The organism is Actinotignum sp. usb-actsch-213 (assembly GCF_059085665.1).
The window spans coordinates 87902-105282 of record NZ_JBHNSQ010000049.1 but is presented as its reverse complement, the minus strand read 5'-3'; the positions used below and the strand labels follow the sequence as shown (position 1 = coordinate 105282).

Annotated in this window: 12 protein-coding genes; 8 read left to right on the top strand and 4 right to left on the bottom strand. The window is 61.4% G+C overall.

Translation table 11 applies throughout. The features are described 5' to 3' along the window. Nucleotides 1-1069: 1069 nt before the first annotated feature. Nucleotides 1070-2260: a cobalamin-independent methionine synthase II family protein gene (locus AC5RK6_RS06025; RefSeq protein WP_320757245.1), complete on the top strand. Its 1191-nt coding sequence runs from the start codon at nt 1070-1072 to the stop codon at nt 2258-2260. A 182-nt stretch (nt 2261-2442) separates the two neighbouring features. Here the strand turns inward: AC5RK6_RS06025 and AC5RK6_RS06020 are convergent, their stop codons facing one another. Then, nucleotides 2443-4176, bottom strand: coding sequence for a S1C family serine protease (locus AC5RK6_RS06020; RefSeq protein ID WP_320757246.1), 1734 nt, complete (start codon nt 4174-4176; stop codon nt 2443-2445). Nucleotides 4177-4335: 159 nt separating this feature from the next. Beyond that, nucleotides 4336-6105, bottom strand: coding sequence for a dolichyl-phosphate-mannose--protein mannosyltransferase (locus AC5RK6_RS06015; protein WP_320757247.1), 1770 nt, complete (start codon nt 6103-6105; stop codon nt 4336-4338). A 62-nt stretch (nt 6106-6167) separates the two neighbouring features. Between AC5RK6_RS06015 and rsmI the strand changes: the two genes are divergently transcribed. The 5 genes from rsmI to AC5RK6_RS05990 all read left to right on the top strand — a co-directional run bounded on the left by rsmI (nt 6168) and on the right by AC5RK6_RS05990 (nt 12350). After that, the gene (gene rsmI / locus AC5RK6_RS06010) at nt 6168-7067 is read left to right on the top strand and encodes a 16S rRNA (cytidine(1402)-2'-O)-methyltransferase (protein WP_320757248.1); all 900 of its coding nucleotides are present in this window, start codon (nt 6168-6170) and stop codon (nt 7065-7067) included. A 278-nt stretch (nt 7068-7345) separates the two neighbouring features. After that, complete coding sequence (argF, locus tag AC5RK6_RS06005; RefSeq protein WP_284894963.1) at nt 7346-8341, top strand: ornithine carbamoyltransferase; 996 nt, start codon at nt 7346-7348, stop codon at nt 8339-8341. A 121-nt stretch (nt 8342-8462) separates the two neighbouring features. Then, complete coding sequence (arcC, locus tag AC5RK6_RS06000) at nt 8463-9422, top strand: carbamate kinase (RefSeq protein ID WP_435706369.1); 960 nt, start codon at nt 8463-8465, stop codon at nt 9420-9422. Between the two features lie 17 nt (nt 9423-9439). After that, entirely contained in the window at nt 9440-11170 is a 1731-nt protein-coding gene (locus AC5RK6_RS05995; RefSeq protein WP_284894964.1) for a YfcC family protein, read from the top strand. Nucleotides 11171-11384: 214 nt separating this feature from the next. Beyond that, the gene (locus AC5RK6_RS05990; RefSeq protein ID WP_284891096.1) at nt 11385-12350 is read left to right on the top strand and encodes a helix-turn-helix transcriptional regulator; all 966 of its coding nucleotides are present in this window, start codon (nt 11385-11387) and stop codon (nt 12348-12350) included. Between the two features lie 33 nt (nt 12351-12383). Here the strand turns inward: AC5RK6_RS05990 and AC5RK6_RS05985 are convergent, their stop codons facing one another. Then, nucleotides 12384-13196: an isochorismatase family protein gene (locus AC5RK6_RS05985; RefSeq protein ID WP_284891095.1), complete on the bottom strand. Its 813-nt coding sequence runs from the start codon at nt 13194-13196 to the stop codon at nt 12384-12386. 197 nt (nt 13197-13393) lie between these two features. Here AC5RK6_RS05985 and metG point away from each other — a divergent pair, with 197 nt between their 5' ends. Next, the gene (gene metG, locus AC5RK6_RS05980) at nt 13394-15220 is read left to right on the top strand and encodes a methionine--tRNA ligase (RefSeq protein ID WP_284891094.1); all 1827 of its coding nucleotides are present in this window, start codon (nt 13394-13396) and stop codon (nt 15218-15220) included. A 61-nt stretch (nt 15221-15281) separates the two neighbouring features. Continuing rightward, entirely contained in the window at nt 15282-16283 is a 1002-nt protein-coding gene (locus AC5RK6_RS05975; protein WP_284891092.1) for a TatD family hydrolase, read from the top strand. A gap of 46 nt (nt 16284-16329) precedes the next feature. On the opposite strand, the gene AC5RK6_RS05970 is transcribed toward AC5RK6_RS05975, so the two are convergent. After that, on the bottom strand, nt 16330-17223 hold the full coding sequence (locus tag AC5RK6_RS05970; protein WP_284891091.1) for a hypothetical protein: 894 nt from the start codon (nt 17221-17223) through the stop codon (nt 16330-16332). Nucleotides 17224-17381 lie beyond the last annotated feature (158 nt).

Below are 17381 nucleotides of genomic sequence, written 5' to 3'. Positions count from 1 at the left end.
AAAGGGGCTGCCGACTTATCTCACCTCGCCGTGCCGGTGAGGAAGATATGTTTTTCCGGGATGTACTTCGCGTGTACGACAAGTGCAGTACAGCTCTGAAAATGCATAGCACCCCAGCAGGGGCTCGTGTGACTATTGGGGTTTGTGAGGCCTGTGAGATTCGCGCGGGCCGGTTGTCGCGGCTTCTGGAAATCGAAGTGCAACGGCAACTACGTTAAGAAATTGTTTTGATGTCGTGGAGCTGCATCCTGTGGGGCTCGCTGTCGTGAGGGTGCATCCTGTGAGCTCTACTGTCGATGCATTGCTATTTATCGGCATCATGGCTCACATCGTCTACGCTTGTCTATGTTGAGCGGGTGATGACGCCAGGGCCGGTTAACAGGATGTACGTGGGTGACAGTTTTTCTGCGGTTTTATGTCCGTGACGTACATTCTGCGTCCCTAACGGTTCAAAATGCGCGGTTTGACACCTCTGCCCAGCCCGTGGCTGTTACGCGTGGGAGCCCGGAGGGAACGGGTTTTCCGTCAAAACATGTCATGCCACGGATATCAAGGAAGCAGGCTCGTTGAGGTACTCAAGCCTCATAGGCAGACTTATCGCTGCTGCAACAGGGCAAATCCCGGATGTAAAACCCACTTTTGTCTATTTATCCATTTAACTACCCACGCACCTGGCCTTATAGCCCAACCTATAACCCTCGTCTCATATAGTGGTCAACAGTTTGACGTGGCTTAATAATTCCCTCTAGGCTACTGGAGGTAGGTGCCCACAACGGGTATCACCTGATAACAACGCCGGCGGTACGGCCCCGGCGCCCCGATTCGGACGGAAAGGATGCACCATGGTTCTCACTGATCCTCGCTCTGCCATGACGATGCCCGCCGCCCGAATGCGAATGCTGGGCTAGCGCGGATTCCACTTGGCCTTCGGGCGATTCCGCGCGCGAGGACATCTCGCCCCGGTCCGTTACGTCTCACTGAGCACCCGCCGCTGCGGCGTCGTATCGTTGATGGGATACGCTGAGACGGACCGATCTCCATCACCACACCCAGTACAAAGGACTTTATAATGACGAAGATCAAGACCACTCATGTCGGCTCCCTTCCGCGCACCGATTCGCTGCGCGCGACCAACGAAGCACACCAGAACGGCCAAATTAGCGACGCTGAATTCAAAGAAAAGCTCGACGCGGAAGTTGCCGGCGTTGTTGCGCGGCAGAAGGACATCGGCCTCGATATTATTAACGACGGCGAATACGGCCACGTCATGACCGAAGTAACCAATTACGGTTCCTGGTGGTGGTACTCCTTCTCGCGCCTGGGCGGGCTGGAATTTACTGATAACGAATTCCACGCGGCTGCCACCGCGGGTGGGGGAGCGGTTGAGCTCGTCCCCTTCGATCAGCGCCGTGATTGGCAGCGCTTCAAGGATGCCTACACGGATCCGGAATCGGGAATTCACCAGGCCAAGCGCCAGGAAGTGGCCATGCCCACCATCACCGGCCCCGTGACCTACATCGGTGCCGAACAAACCCAGCGCGACGTCGATCTTACCCTCAAGGCACTCAAGGCCAATGGGCTTGATGCATCCTCCGGGTTTATCGCGGCGCTGTCTCCCGGCTCCGCAGCGCGTATTTCCAATACGCATTACAAGTCGGAAGATGAAGTCCTCACCGCGATGGCCGATGCCCTCCACGAGGAATACAAGATCATCACCGATGCCGGCCTGACCGTCCAGATCGATGATCCCTCGCTGGCTGAAGGCTGGGACCAGGTCAATCCGGAACCGACCGTTGCGGATTATCGCACCTGGGTGGCTCGCCGCATTGAAGCGATCAACTACGCGCTGGAAGGTATCGACCCGGAACTCGTGCGTCTGCACGTGTGCTGGGGTTCCTGGCACGGCCCCCACACCACCGATATTCCCTTCCGGGACATCGTGGACCTGTGTTTGAAGGTGAAGGCCCACGGCCTGACCTTTGAAGCGGGTAATGCGCGCCACGCCCACGAATGGAAGATTTGGGAAGATATCGCTCTGCCGGATGATAAGGTTCTCATCCCGGGCGTCGTCTCCCACTCGACGAACGTGGTGGAGCACCCCGAACTGGTGGCGCAGCGTATCGAGCATTTCACCTCGCTGGTGGGTCCCGAGCGCGTTATCGCCTCGACCGATTGCGGACTGGGTGGGCGTATTTACCCGTCCATTGCCTGGGCGAAGCTCGAAACGCTCGTGGAAGGCGCCCGCCTCGCCTCGAAGTAAAGTCTCCAAGGCAGCGGGCCTGAACACACCCGCGTCTTGAAGTACCGGAGCGGTATGTCGCTCTATGTGGAACACCGAAGGGGACCTGAACAGCTCAGCTATTCAGGTCCCCTTCTGGTATCCCTGCCGCGTTCCGGTGATCCAGTTCTATGGGGGTGCGGCTCCCGTGTGTCTCTGACCGTTTAGTTGACCGGCGATTCGCCTAGTGTTACCTCAATGGTTTGCGGGGCACCGCCGCCGCGCGAAATTTCCAGGGTGATGGTGTCCCCTACCTTATGGGTGCGCACCTGCTTGGCTACCTGGGCCGGGCTCGAAACCGATTGGCCGTCCAGGCTGAGAATCGTATCGCCTTCCTTCACACCGGCCTTCGCCGCCCCGGAATTTGGGCCGACGGCCAGCACGCTCACGCGACCTTGCTCGCTGAGTCCCACGGTAATCCCGAGGGCCGCATTCTTGCCCACGGTCACGCTATCGTCGCTCTTCCCGGCGCGGATCTGCTCCACGATGGACAGGGCGCGTTCAATAGGAATGGCGAAGCCGTACACCTGGGCGGAGGTGGTGCCCTGCGAAGCTGCACTATTCATTCCCACCACTTCACCCTGGGCGTTCATCATCGGCCCACCCGAGTAACCCGGTACCACATCGGCATCCGTGACGATCATATCCTTGAGGGTGTCAAAGCTCAGGCCGTCCTCGGTAGCCACCCGTACGTCCGTGCCCAGCCCGGTTACCTCGCCTTTAATTTCGGTGAGATAGCCCTGGCCGCGCCCGTTGCCCACAGCGCTGACCTTATCGCCCTGCTTAGCCGGGGTGCTAGCAATTTTTGCCGGGGTGAGCCCGGAAGCATCCTTGAGCTGCAGAAGTGCGACGTCGCGTTTCTCATCATGCCCGATAACGCTGGCAGCATAGGTTTTCCCGGTTGCCGGGATTTCGACCTGGATGGCATCCGATCCCATAACAACGTGGTAATTTGTGAGCACCTGGCCGTCCGCAGTGAGGACAATCCCGCTGCCGGCACCCATGCCGGATCCCATTCGCGCGTTAATAATGGCCACACCCGCCGGGCTAACTTTTTCACCCCGGTCAATCGGCCCATCCGCGCCGTGGTTACCACCCGGTAACTGGGTGGGGAAATCCCGCGGGATCGGCATATACGGTTCGGCCCCGCCCTGCTGGCGTCCGTCATTCGGGGCGGTCAGTCCGTCATTGTATTGGAAACTGAAAGGGTCTTTGACGGAAGGCGAGCTCGCCTGCGGTTCGGGAGCCAGGCCGAAATATCCCACCCCGGTGCCCACGAGCAGCGCGACCACCATACCGATAATGACAAGAATGGCGGTGGTGCCTTTCGACCGCCGTTTGACCGGCGCTGGCCCGAATTGTGGGGCGCCGCCGAATGGCGATGTGCCGCCGAATTGCGGCGCTGCTCCGAATTGCGTTCCGGCCCCGAATTGTCCGCCGTAGCTATACCCGTAGCCGGACTGCTGCTGGGAGGCACCGGGGTAGGAACTGGGATAAGTTCCCTGGTACGTGCCATGAGAGCCCTGAGGATAGGTCCTGGAATAACCCCCGCTGTATCCGTTCCCGGTGTAGTTCCCGCCGGCGTAGCCAGAATAGCTGCCTGCGGGGCTGCCTGCGGGGCTGCCTGCGTTAGCGCCCGCGGAACTGCCAGCCGAACTGCCCGGATAGGGCGGCTGCTCGGAAGTGTTCCCTGTGGAGGGAGCGCTGGGGTAGCGATACGCATTCGTGTAGCTATTCGATTGCGCGCCGCCGGCTTGCGTCCACGCATTTTGCGCGCCGCCGGCTTGGCTTGCGCTGGGCTGGCTCGGATTCACGTTCGGCTGGCCCTGTCCGGCAGGGTTCGCATTCGGCTGCTGCGCGCCCGGTTCACCCGAGTCATTACGCCACTCATCTGTCATGTGAAACGTCCTTTCCTCACTCCGCACCTAGCCGCCGCCGCGGCTGCCGCGGTGGTCCGGTCACATCGGGTAGCATGCCCGCCGAGTCTGGAAAGTTTCTGAACGTTGTCCGAAAATGCGAGCATCGCTAGTTTGCCGCTTGTCCCGCGCCCGCTCGCGCTAAATCCACGACGGCAGCCACATGTGCAGGCGCCAAAACTCATAGGAGACGGTTTGCCCGGTCCAGATCGGGTACCAGAACAGCGCCGCCAGCGTAATAAGAACGACGACGACGCCGCACGCCGTCAGCGTGCGGCGGCTAATCCGGCACCGCCACCAGCGCACGGGATAGGCGCGTATCCCAACCGGCTTATCCCAGACAAAGTCCGCGTGGCTCCAGGCGCCGTCGTCGTATCCATCCGCGCGCACGTGCCCGTTCCCGCGCGCGTGCGGGGCGCCGAGTGCACCGGTGATATAGCCGAGGCCGTAGGTGAGGGCGAGGGCTACGAAGGGGAGGAAAGCGATGGCGTAGAACTGGAAAATAGTGCGATCCATATATAGCGACCACGGCGCGGCCATGGCGAGGTACCCGCTCAGAATTGCCCAGGCGCGCCAGTCGAAACGAGTAAAAGCCACCCAGAGCACCACGGCAAGGGCGAGGAGCGCCAGCCACCACACCACCGGATTGCCCACCGAGGTGACCGCCTGCACGCAACGCTCGCCGCTCGGGCACTGCCCGGCCATTTCTTCGGAAGTCGGCCACCAGAAAGAGACCGGGCGCCACTGCACAAACCACTGCCAGACCGAGGACTGGTAGGTATGCGGGGTGGAGAGCCCGTTGTGGAAGTCCCACATTTGGCTGTGGTAATGCGCCAGGTCATTGAAAGAATTGGGGAGCCACGGGAAGGGGAGGGCCTCGGGGGTGCTGTGGCGCACGCCGGCCGCCCAACCGTGCCCCCAGGAGCGACTATCGCGGAACCAGGAGAACCAAGAGGCCACGTACGTGGCCGCGGCGGTGGGAACCAAATGGATAAAAGCGGGCATTCCCTCCTGGAAAACTCCGGCTCCTACCCAGAGGCGCAGCCCCACCGCGTGGCGGGCAGCCATACCCCAGAAGAAGGCCACCAGGCCAAAAACCGCCACGGCGTAAATCCCGGACCATTTCACCCCGCAGGCCAGCCCGAGGAATATCCCGGTGGCCAGCATCCAGGGGCGCCACCATACCCGCGGGCCCCAGGCGACCGGGCGGCCGTCCGCGCGCACCGGTCCGGCCGCGACCCGGTGCGCCAGGCGCTCCCGGATCCAATCGCGGTCACGTATAAGCGCCCAGAATCCGGCCAGCACGAAGAAAGCCAGGAGGTTGTCGAGGATCCCAATACGGGAGATGGTGATACCCATGCCATCCAGGGCCATCGCGATTCCGGCCACCCCGGCCAGCCACGGGTTGAGGAAGAGCCGCAGAGCGATGCGAACCAGCAGCGCCACCGCGAGCGTGCCGGCCAGCGCCACCATAAAACGCCAGCCGAAGGGGGAAGTTTCCCCGAACATGGCCTGCCCGACCGCCATGATCCATTTGCCGAGCGGGGGATGAACCACGTAGTCCCCGGCCGGTGACGTGTGGGAGAAGTCGCCCGCGGCGAAAGCGGCATCGAATTCGGTGCCCCCCTGCCAATCAACTTCGTAGCCCAGACGCAGCAGCGAATTCGCACCTTTGACGTAGTAGGTTTCGTCGAACATGATGCGGTCGGGGAAACCCAAGCGGAAGAACCGGGTAAAAGCGGCGATAAGGGTGACCGCGCCGGTGATCCACCATCCCAGGCGTTTTTCCCCGCGGGTGAGCCAGTCTAATCCGCGCGGGGCCAGTCCGAGCCGGCCGCGTAGCTCGTCTTCATAGCGCTCCGCGCACTCGCGCGGGAGGTGCCCGATGGGTTCGCTTCGTTTTTCGCTCACGTGCGGATTCTATCGATAACTAGGCGTCCGCGCCGTGGTGCTGCGCGTGGCAGAATAGCAGAATGAGCACAGGTCACTACGCGGGACAGCACGAAGGCCACCACCCCGATCAGCACGAAAGTCAGCACGCGGGAATTGTTCTTGCCGCCACACCCATCGGAAATGACGCCGACGCTTCCCCGCGTCTGCGCGCCGAAATTGCGCGGGCCGACACCGTGGCCGCGGAAGATACCCGGCGTTTTTACCAGCTCGCCGCGCGCCTCGGCATTGAGGTGAGCGCCCAGGTGCTCTCCTATTACGAACATAACGAAGCCGAACGCGGTGCCCACCTCATTGACCTGGCGCGCGGGGGCGCTCGGGTGCTCATGGTCAGTGATGCGGGTATGCCCTCTGTATCCGACCCCGGTTTTCGCCTGGTAGTACGCGCACGCGACGCCGGTCTTCCCGTGACGGTGGTTCCCGGCCCCTCGGCTCCGCTCACCGCGCTCGTCGCTTCGGGTCTTCCCACTGACCGTTTTACTTTCGAAGGTTTCCTTCCGCGTAAAACCGGGGAGCAGGCCGCCGCGCTCGCGGCTCTGGCCAGCGAAGAACGCACCATGATTTTCTTCGAATCCCCGCGCCGCCTAGGTGCCACCCTCGCCAATTTCGTCACCGCTTTCGGTGGCGGGCGCGAAGCGGCGGTATGCCGGGAGCTCACCAAGACGCACGAGGAAATCGTGCGCGGGTCCCTGGCCGAACTCGCGCGGCGTTTCGAAGCGGGGGCGCTCGGGGAAATCGTCGTCGTTGTAACCGGAAGTAGCGCGGCGGAAAGGGAAGAACAGGTGCGCACGCGGGCCGTGGGCGACGTCGCCGAACTGTGTCAGCTCGGCCTGCGCCGCAAAGACGCCGCAGCTTTCGTGGCCGCTCGCACCGGATTGCGCACGAATGAGCTCTACCGCGCCGCGCTCAACGAGGGCGATTAAAGCGCGAAAATATGCGGGTTTAGTGGGGTTTAGGACCTGAAAAACGCAGCTAAACCACGTTCCACCCGCGCTCCACCCGGATTTTCCTAGCGCGCGTGACCCAGATCATGCACAGTAAAAACAACCCCCGGGGAACCGGGGCCGGGACATGATCCTCTCGCCGCGAGGCGGGTACGGGTTGGACAGCCAACAGTGATCCCAGGGGCCAAAGAAGACCCCGTTACCGCTGGCCGCTCTGCCCGAACGGGACCACGGACCGCGCAAGGAAAGGAACGACAATGGCTGTCAATATCCGCGGACGCAACTTCCTCAAGCTGCTCGATTTTACGCCCGATGAAATCCGCTACCTGCTGCGTCTATCCGCGCAGTTCAAGGAACTTAAGCTCAGCGGTACCCCGCACCGCTACCTCGAAGGCAAGAATATTGTGCTGCTCTTCGAAAAGACCTCCACCCGCACCCGCTGCTCCTTTGAAGTGGCCGGCATGGACCTGGGCATGGGAGTGACCTACCTGGATCCGGGCAGCTCCCAGATGGGCAAGAAGGAATCCATTGAGGATACCGCCCGGGTGCTTGGCCGCATGTACGACGGCATCGAATACCGTGGCTTCTCCCAGGAACTCGTGGAAGAAATGGGCGCCAAGGCCGGGGTGCCGGTATGGAACGGCCTGACCGACCTCTTCCACCCCACCCAGATGCTCGCCGATATCCTCACCGTGCAGGAAAACTTTGAGGACGGCATTAAGGGCAAGAAGTTCGTGTTCTTCGGCGATGCGCGCAATAACGTGGCGAACTCGCTTATGGTGGTCTGCTCGAAGCTGGGTCTCCACTTCGTGGCATGCGGCCCGAAGGATCGCATGCCCGAAGAGTGGCTGGTGGATACCTGCAAGGAACTCGCCGCGGAGTCCGGCGGCAGCGTAACGCTCACTGAAGATGCCGCGGCTGCCGCGGCTGGCGCCCACGTGATCTACACCGATATTTGGGTATCCATGGGCGAACCGGACGAGGTATGGGCCTCGCGTATCGCGGAGCTGGAAGCTTACCGCGTCACCCAGGAACTCATGGACAAGGCAGATCCGGAAGCGATCTTCATGCACTGCCTGCCCTCCTTCCATGACACGAACACCACTATCGGCGCAGAAATCGCCAAGAAGTTCGGAGTGACGGAAATGGAAGTGGAAGACCGGGTCTTCGAAGGTCCGCGTTCGCGCGTCTTCGATGAAGCGGAGAACCGCATGCACACCATTAAGGCCGTTATGTACGCGACCCTCTCCTAGGAGGGTTCAGGCACGCGCCCGCGCGGCCGTGCCGAGATAAGCGCGGGCGACGATGCCGGGGGAGCTGGCTGCAGGTAGCAGAGCCACCCCACGGCGCGTCGCCCGCGCGTGAAAAGGACAGATGATGACTCAGGAAAATATCCACACCGCCGGCGAGAAAATTGTGGTCGCGCTGGGCGGCAATGCGCTCGGGAAGACCCCGGAGCAGCAGCTGGAACTTATTAAGGAAACCGCTCGGTCCATCGTGGATTTGGTGGCAGCCGGCAATGACGTCGTTGTCACCCACGGAAACGGTCCGCAGGTGGGCATGATCAAGGTCGCAACAGATAATTCGGCGGCCGCCGGGGAAACACCGTCGATTCCCTTCGCCGAATGCGGCGCCATGTCCCAGGGCTATATCGGTTACCACCTCCAGCAGGCCATTGAGGCTGAACTCGCGGCGCGGCAGATTGCCCGCCCCGTTATTTCGGTGGTCACCCAGACTGAGGTGGACGCCGCAGACCCCGCTTTCGGGCGCCCCACCAAGCCGGTAGGGGCCTTCTTCACCGAGGAGCAAGCCCGGGTGCTCATGGAGGAAACCGGGAACAAGTACGTGGAGGATGCCGGGCGCGGCTGGCGCTGGGTAGTGGCCTCCCCGCTCCCCGTCTCTATCGTGGAACGCGATGTTATTAGCTCCCTCGTGGCGGCAGGCACCATCGTGATCGCGGCCGGTGGCGGCGGCATCCCGGTGGTTAAGGAAGGACCGGGATACCGCGGAGTTGCGGCCGTGATCGATAAGGATCGCACCGCCGCGCTGCTGGCACGGGAGGTCGATGCCGATACGCTCCTCATCCTCACCGCAGTGGAGGCCGTTGCCATTGATTTCAACAAGCCCACTCAGCGCGACGTGCGCGAAATGACGGTGGCTCAGGCCCGCCAGTACATCGAGGAAGAACAATTCGCCCCCGGATCCATGCTGCCCAAGGTGGAGGCTTGCCTCGAATTCGTGGACGGCGTGGCTGGCAAGCGCGCCATTATTACCTCTCTGGAAAAGGCCGAACAGGGTATTTCCGGGGAGAGCGGCACCGCGATCATCGCTTAAGTCCGAAGGACACAATCATGACAACACGCACAAACGATGCCACAGCCGGCAATGGGGCCGGCGGCATGGATAACAACCTCGCCCCGGACGGGCGCGAACACCGCAGCGGCCGGGAGGACGCTGCGGGCGTCGTCGTCGCGGATCATGAAAGCGCTGCCGCAACCGCCGGCAGTGGCGATTCCAATGACGGCGATTCCGGTGCGAAAAAGACACGTAAGAAGCGGCGCGGTATTACGATTCCGGGCGCTTTCACGATTCTTTTCTTCCTCACCATCGTGGCGGCTATCGCCACGTGGCTGGTGCCGGCAGGCTCCTACGCGAAGCTGAGCTACAGTTCGGATACCGGCACTTTCTCGGTGCTGAGCCCACACGGGGATACCACCGAATATCCGGGTACCCAGGAAACCCTGAGCGAATTGGGGATGGATATTGATATCTCCCAGTTCACCTCCGGGGCCCTCAATAAGCCGATTTCGGTTCCGGGATCTTATGAATCCCTCGAGCAGAACCCGGCCAGTGTTGCCGATATTCCGGTCGCCATGGTGCACGGCACGATCGAAGCGGTAGACATTATGGTCTTCATCTTCGTGCTCGGTGGCCTGATCGGGGTGGTGAGGAAAACAGGTGCCTTCGAGTCAGGGCTCATCGCGCTGACGAAGAAAACTAAGGGCCACGAATTCCTCCTCGTCTTCGCGGTTGCCGTCTTCATGGTGGTAGGCGGATCGCTGTGCGGCCTGGAAGAAGAAGCGGTGGCCTTCTACCCAATCCTGGTACCAATATTCTTGGCGATGGGCTACGACTCGATTATCTGCGTGGGCGCCATCTTCCTGGCCGGGTCAATGGGAACCACCTTCTCCACCATCAACCCCTTCTCCGTGGTGATCGCCTCCAACGCGGCAGGTATCCCCTTCACGGACGGCATTATCTGGCGCGTGGGCGGCTGTATCGTGGGCGCCATCGTGGTGGTGTGGTACCTGCATCGCTACGCAAAAATGATTAAGAAGGACTTCACGAAGTCCTATGTGTACGAAGATCACGAAGCTTTTGAGAAGCAGTGGGCGATGACCACCCACTCGGATGATGTGCCAGCCTTCAACTGGCAGAAGAAACTCATCCTCGTGCTCTTCGTCTCCGCCTTCCCGATTATGGTGTGGGGCGTCATGGCTATGGGCTGGTGGTTCCCGACCATGGCGGCATCCTTCCTCACCATCACCATCGCGGTTATGGCGATTTCCCTCTTCGGGAAGGACCGGCTCAATGAGAAACAGCTGACGGACGCCTTTATCGAAGGATCTTCGAGCCTGGTGGGCGTCTCGCTTATCATCGGGCTGGCGCGCGGCATCAATATCGTGATGAACGACGGGCTGATTTCGGATTCGCTGCTCCACTCGGCAACGAACCTGGTCTCGGGGATGTCCGGCCCGCTCTTCATCATTATTATGCTGCTGATCTTCTTCGTGCTCGGTTTTGTGGTGCCTTCCTCCTCCGGTTTGGCCGTGCTGGCCATGCCGATTATGGCGCCGCTGGCCGATGCCGTGGGTATCCCGCGGTGGATCATCGTTTGTGCGTATCAATGGGGTCAGTACGCGATGCTCTTCCTGGCACCCACGGGCCTGGTCATGGCAACCTTGCAGATGCTCGATATGAAGTACCAGCATTGGTTCCGCTTCGTGTGGCCCATGGTGCTCTTCGTGCTCGGCTTCGGCGGGGCGGCCTGCGTGGCTCAGGTGCTTATCTACGGCGCATAGGCGCGAAGAATACGGCTAAAAATAGCCGAAACGCGTGGCTCCGGCGGCCTTGGTACCGCCGGGGCCACCGCGTGCATTCCACGGCCCGGGATTTCCGGTAGCGGCGGTTAATGCTTTTATAATGTGACGGTACGGCGCGAGGCACTCGCGCTCGCGATCCCGCGTGGTGGGCGACCGTGGTGGAATCGCGTGGTGAAGGCGACGGAGCTATGCAATGACGATTGGGCTGTTTTATTACACCTGGATGGTGGGACTCTTCATCCTCATGGGTTCGGCGACGGCGCTTGCGTGTTACCTCGTTTCGCGCCGGCGCATGTTTTTGTGTTGCGCCGCACTTTTTCTCGTCTATTTTTTCGACGTCGCAACCGTGGCCCGCACGGACTTCACCCACCCACGCAATATTGACAGCGTTTACCACATTACCGCGCCCGTGGAATCGATTACCCTGGGCGCGCTACTCATGGGCCTTATCTGGCTTACCTACGCCACGTTCATGACCGAACCGGAAGTGAAAGTGGAGTGGCGCAGTGCCCTTATCCCGGCCGGGATTTTCGTTGTGGGGAGCGCTGGCGCCTTAATGATTCCCGACCCGGGCTGGCGGGAATTTGTGTTCTTCTCTATGCGAGGCATCGTGGTCATAGGGATCCTCAGTGCGGCAACGTGGAATTACCTGCGTGCCACCACCGGGGTAGAGAAAATCCGCCAGCGCCGCCACCGGTGGCTCTACGTAACCACCTGGGTGACGGTACTGGGGACCTTCGCCTGGAATATTACGTTCATTTTCCTCGTGGCACCCCAGGCGCATAGCGCTTCCGCGCTCGCCTTCCTTCCCGAGCGCAATTTCCTGGAAAACCTCATGTATATCTGCTGGGTCATCCACGTGATGCGTTTCGGGGTGCGGGTGCTGCGCATCCACTTCGACCGGCCCCCGGAAACCGTCAACCACCTGGAGGAAGATTTCATCGAATCCTCCCTGGTGTTCTATTCCCAGGCGCGCGGACTATCGAAGCGCGAAGAAGAAGTACTCGGCTACCTTATGCGCGGGAAAACAAATGCCCAGATCTCCACTGAGCTCTACCTGTCTCCCTCCACTGTGAAGGTACACGTGCACAATATCCTCAAGAAAAGCCAGGTAGCTAACCGTGAGGAGCTGGTGAAAGATTTCTGGCGCTCGGTTTAGCGGGCCGCTTGCGGGCCGGCTGGCAGACCCGCGTTATTTCGCGGAGTCCATTCCGGGGCGGTAGTCGATATCGGAGAAATCGAAATCGGACTCATTGACTTCATCCGAAAAGTCGATATCTTCATCCTCTTCGGCGTAGTCGTCGAAATCGTCGTCATCGTAGAGCTCGTAATCTTCGTCGAGGTGCTCGAGTTCTTCCTCGGCAGCTGCTGCGTCGTCGTACGGATCATCGAATTCATCCGGCGCCTCAGACTCTTCGTAAAAACCGAAAGCTTCTGAGGATTGCAGCTGCTCTACGCCCGCTTCGTCCATCTCTACGCGGGCCGCGGCCCCGAGTTCCGGGGAGGTGGGCACGGTGAGGTCGGAAAAAACGCGGGTGCGGAAACCGTTACGGACCGCATCAATCGCGGTAGCGCGCACGCAATGCGATTCGGCAATACCCACCACGTCGACATCCGTGACCTCGGCGGTGCGCAGCACGTCTTCGAGGAGATTGCCTTGCGGATCGGTGCCCTCGAAACCTGAATAGCCCGAGGCGTACTGGCCCTTCTTGAACTGGACGTCAATGGGAAGAGCCGCGATGGATTCGTGCAGCTCCGCCTCCGGGGTATCGGCCACACCGTGGGGCGGCCAGCTATCCACAAAATCCGGATTTTCGGAAAAATGCGGGCCCGGATCAATATGCCAATCCTGGGTAGTGGCGATGAGAGCGTATTCCTCGGCGTTATCGGTGACAAAATCTGCAATGCGTTCGGCAACGGCGTTACCGCCATCTACCCCGAGGCTGCCGCCCTCGCAGAATGTGGGTTGTACATCAACAATGATGAGTGCGCGGGTCTCATCCATAGTCATCCTCCTGATGAAGCGGGTCATCACGCGGTGCGCGGCGGCCGGATGGTCAATCACTGTGGGAGCACCGCGCCCTTATAGTTTAGGCGCGGGGATGCGGGCGCGCTAGCGGGCACGCTTGCCGGTACGCACGCAGGCACGCGTGGTAGCCAGCTAGCGGGCGCGCTCGCCGACACGCTAGTAGAATGGTGGCTATGACTCATATTCTCTCCGCTGTTGCCTGGCCGTATGCCAACGGCCCGCGCCATATTGGTCACGTTGCTGGATTCGGTGTTCCCTCGGATGTGTTCTCTCGCTATATGCGCATGGTGGGGGAGGATGTCCTCATGGTCTCGGGTACCGATGAGCACGGCACCCCGATTTTGGTTTCGGCCGACGCGGAAGGAATCACCCCGGAAGAACTCGCGGACCGCAATAATCGCATTATTGTGGAGGACCTCGTGGCGCTCGGGCTTTCCTATGACCTGTTCACCCGCACCACCACGGTTAATCACGAGCGGGTTGTGCAGCAGATGTTTGAGGTATGCCGCGATAACGGCTATATGGTGGTGCACTCCACCCCGGTTGCCTTCGATCCGGAAACCGGGAACACTCTCCCGGATCGCTATATTGAAGGCACGTGCCCGCTGTGCGGTAACACCTCCGCACGCGGGGACCAGTGCGATAGTTGCGGTAACCAACTCGATCCGCAGGATCTTATCGACCCTGTTTCGAAGGTTTCCGGGAAAACCCCGCAATTCCGCGAAACCGAGCATTATTTCTTGGATTTGCCGGCGCTCGCGGAACGCCTGGGGCAGTGGCTTGATGAGGTGGAAGAATCTGGGAAGTGGCGCCCGAACGTTATCTCATTTTCCAAGCACCTTCTGGAGGATGTACGCCCGCGTGCCATGAGCCGGGATATTAGCTGGGGCATTCCGGTACCCGGGTGGGAAGATCAGCCCTCCAAGCGCCTTTATGTGTGGTTCGACGCCGTTATCGGCTACCTATCCGCCTCTATTGAATGGGCTCGCCGGCGTGAAGCGCGCGGAGTGGGGAGCCGGGAGGATTGGCGGGCCTGGTGGAATGATGCGGAGGCCCGCTCCTACTACTTCATGGGGAAGGATAATATTGTTTTCCATTCCCAGATCTGGCCGGCCGAACTTCTCGCCTATAACGGGGAGGGGAGCCGCGGCGGCCAGCCCGGGGCTTTGGGCACGCTCAACCTGCCCACCCAGGTAGTGGCTTCGGAATTCCTCACCATGGAGGGTAAGAAGTTCTCCTCATCCAAGGGTGTGGTTATTTACGTGCGTGATGTGCTTTCGCGTTACCAGCCCGATGCGCTGCGCTACTTTATTTCCATTGCCGGCCCGGAAACTTCCGATGCTGATTTCACCTGGGCGGAATTTGTGCGGCGTAATAATTCCGAGCTGGTGGCCGGTTGGGGGAACCTCGTCAACCGCACCGCGGCCATGATTGCCAAGAACTTCGGGGAAATCCCGGCGGCCGGGCCGCTCGAGGATGTGGACCGGGAGCTCCTGGAGGTGGTGGAAGCTGGATTCACCACCGTGGGTGATGCCATTGCCGCGCACCGCCAGCGCGCCGCGCTCACGGAAATTATGCGGCTGGTGGGGGAGGCCAACGGCTACGTTTCCGCCACAGAACCCTTCAAGATGAAGGATCCTTCCCAGCGTGAACGCCTGGGCACGGTGCTGCACACCCTCATCCAGGTGGTTTCTGATCTCAATACCATGATGAGCGTATTCCTTCCGCATTCCTCGAATACGGTGGATCGGGTGCTGGGCGGGGCCGGTGATATTGCCCCGATGCCGCGCCTGGAAGAAGTCACCGACCTGGATTCCGGTAAGCCCTACCCGATTATTACCGGGGATTATTCCGATCCGCATCCGTGGGCGCGGGTGGAAGTGCAGGTTGGCACCCCGATCTCGAAGCCGTCGCCGGTCTTCGCCAAGCTGGATACCAGCGTGGTTGATGAGGAACTGGAGCGCCTCGAGTCGTTGTTGAGGGCTAAGCGTGTGCAATGAATCGGTACGGGGCGGGGCCGCGCGTGACGCGGCACCGAATGGAGCGGTTCCGAATGGTGCCGTGCGCAATGAATTAGCGCCGGAAGAATTCGCGGCCCTCTCCGCGAAGGAGAAAAAGCGGGCCCGCCGCTGGTACCTGCCCGATGCTCCGGCCCGGCTTGCCGGCCCGGTTATCGATAACCACACCCATATTTGGGTGCCGGCTGGGGAGGGGCAGGCCGGCGGCTCGGGTCCTGCTCTTACCCCGCCGCGCGGGCGAATGCTGCCGAGCGAGGAAGCTGCCGCCATGGATGCCGCCGGGGTCTGCCACGCGATTACCTGCGCCTGCGAGGTCCCGGATCTGCTGCCAACGGTTGCGGTAGCGGAAGCGGACCGCGCCCATTTTTCCGCCGCGCTCGCGATTCATCCCAATGAGGCCGCCCGGCACCGCGGGATCACCGCGACCGGCCCGGATGGTTTAGCCCAGGAGCTCGCCGCACACCATGCCCTCAGCCTGGAGGATGCCATCGGCAGGGTGGCGGAGGCGGCCCGCTCCAGCGCCGTCGTTGCTATTGGGGAAACCGGGCTCGATTATTTCCGCACTTCCGAGGAGGGCCGCGCTGCCCAAATCGAGGCGTTCCGCGCTCACCTCGCTCTCGCGCGCGAGCTTGACCTGCCCGTTCAGATTCACGACCGCGAAGCCCACGCCGATTGCGTGGAGGTGCTGCGCCGTGACGGTGCCCCGAGTCGCGTAGTTTTCCACGCTTTTTCCGGCGACGCCGCGCTTGCCGAGCTGTGCAACCAGGAAGGCTGGTACGGAAGTTTTGGTGGGCAAATGACCTACCCGGCCAATGATGAGCTCCGCGCGGCCTTCCAAGCTTTTGATCCAGCGCTACTCCTCGCGGAAACGGATGCCCCCTACCTCACGCCGGTGCCCTGGCGCGGCCACCCAAACGCCCCCTACGTGATGGCGTGGACGGTGCGTTTCGGAGCTGAACTACGCGGCATGAGCGAAGCACAATGGTGCGCCCAGCTCCTGGAGAACACCGGGGCGGTGTACGGGGAACTGGGCGCGGCCTTTTAGGTTTGGGGTTTAGCCGGTGCTACGGCTTAGTTAGCTCTGCGGCTCCCTAGCTCTGCGGGCTTTCAGATTCGGGAGTTTGGGTGGAAGGCTCGCTTTGGGCAGTTGGCGCGGCTTGGTCGGAAGGCTGCTGCGCTTGCGGCTGCCCGCTACCTTGCGCAAGGAATCCCTGCTGTGCATAATCCTGCCGGCCGTAATTCTGGCCGTATGCCTGCTGCCCGTAGGCTTGCTGGCCGTAGGCTTGGCGGGACTGCTGGGCGTAAGGCTGCTGGCCCTGATATTGAGCTTGACCCGGGTAGCCCTGGCCGTAGCCCTGCGGGTACCCCTGCATCGGCGCGCCCTGTGCCGGGTACCCCTGCGCCGGATAGCCCTGCCCGTAGGGCTGCGCTGCGGGATAGCCGGGATAGTTTGGATAGCCCGGGTACGCGGGGCGCGCGGATTTCTTCGCGGACGTCCCCGCAGCCACACCCTGAGTGATCCCCACCAGCGCCAGAACCAGGGCCAGTGCGCCGGTCACCCAGAAAAGCACAGTGTACTGCGCCCCGAATTCGCGTAGCGCACCCACCGAACTATCCAAGGAGAGCGCCACGAGCCCACCCAGGGTGATCGCCCCGCCCAGCGGCGCCATCCACGAAAAAGCCTGGGCTGCCCGGCCAGCGGTGAACAAACCGAGCACTCCCGCCAGTAGCGCGAGGAGCAGACCGAAACCGTACAGAATCACGGGCAGCCACACGCCACCCGGATGCGCCAGACCAAATATAGAGGCGTTATCCTCCCCCATAGCTAGGGCCGGTGTGAAACACAAAATAATAAGAGCGATGCTCAGCACGGTGGTAAGAGCCGCCAGGCCGCGCAGTGCGCCGGTGCCACGCTTTGATGCGGAGGGAACGGGGTAGCTCGGAGGGACAGGCTGCTGTGCGTATCCGGGATATTGAGTGCTCATAGCCTTAAATGTAATCGATGTAACGCCCGCGCTGGGGGCGCGTTAGCTATGTCTCCCTGCCAGGGCCTCCCCAGCCCTACCCGGCAATGTGAAATAACGCTCAGATTACGGTGCGTCAGCTGGCGTCGTCGTCGTACCACGCACGCAAAAACCGCGAG

What these genes read in the sequence shown, in the direction of transcription:
- AC5RK6_RS06025 (WP_320757245.1), top strand. Translation starts at nt 1,070, where the DNA reads ATGACGAAGATCAAGACCACTCATGTCGGCTCCCTTCCGCGCACCGAT.
- AC5RK6_RS06020 (WP_320757246.1), bottom strand. Translation starts at nt 4,176, where the DNA reads ATGACAGATGAGTGGCGTAATGACTCGGGTGAACCGGGCGCGCAGCAG.
- rsmI (WP_320757248.1), top strand. Translation starts at nt 6,168, where the DNA reads ATGAGCACAGGTCACTACGCGGGACAGCACGAAGGCCACCACCCCGAT.
- argF (WP_284894963.1), top strand. Translation starts at nt 7,346, where the DNA reads ATGGCTGTCAATATCCGCGGACGCAACTTCCTCAAGCTGCTCGATTTT.
- arcC (WP_435706369.1), top strand. Translation starts at nt 8,463, where the DNA reads ATGATGACTCAGGAAAATATCCACACCGCCGGCGAGAAAATTGTGGTC.
- AC5RK6_RS05995 (WP_284894964.1), top strand. Translation starts at nt 9,440, where the DNA reads ATGACAACACGCACAAACGATGCCACAGCCGGCAATGGGGCCGGCGGC.
- AC5RK6_RS05990 (WP_284891096.1), top strand. Translation starts at nt 11,385, where the DNA reads ATGACGATTGGGCTGTTTTATTACACCTGGATGGTGGGACTCTTCATC.
- AC5RK6_RS05985 (WP_284891095.1), bottom strand. Translation starts at nt 13,196, where the DNA reads ATGGATGAGACCCGCGCACTCATCATTGTTGATGTACAACCCACATTC.
- metG (WP_284891094.1), top strand. Translation starts at nt 13,394, where the DNA reads ATGACTCATATTCTCTCCGCTGTTGCCTGGCCGTATGCCAACGGCCCG.
- AC5RK6_RS05970 (WP_284891091.1), bottom strand. Translation starts at nt 17,223, where the DNA reads ATGAGCACTCAATATCCCGGATACGCACAGCAGCCTGTCCCTCCGAGC.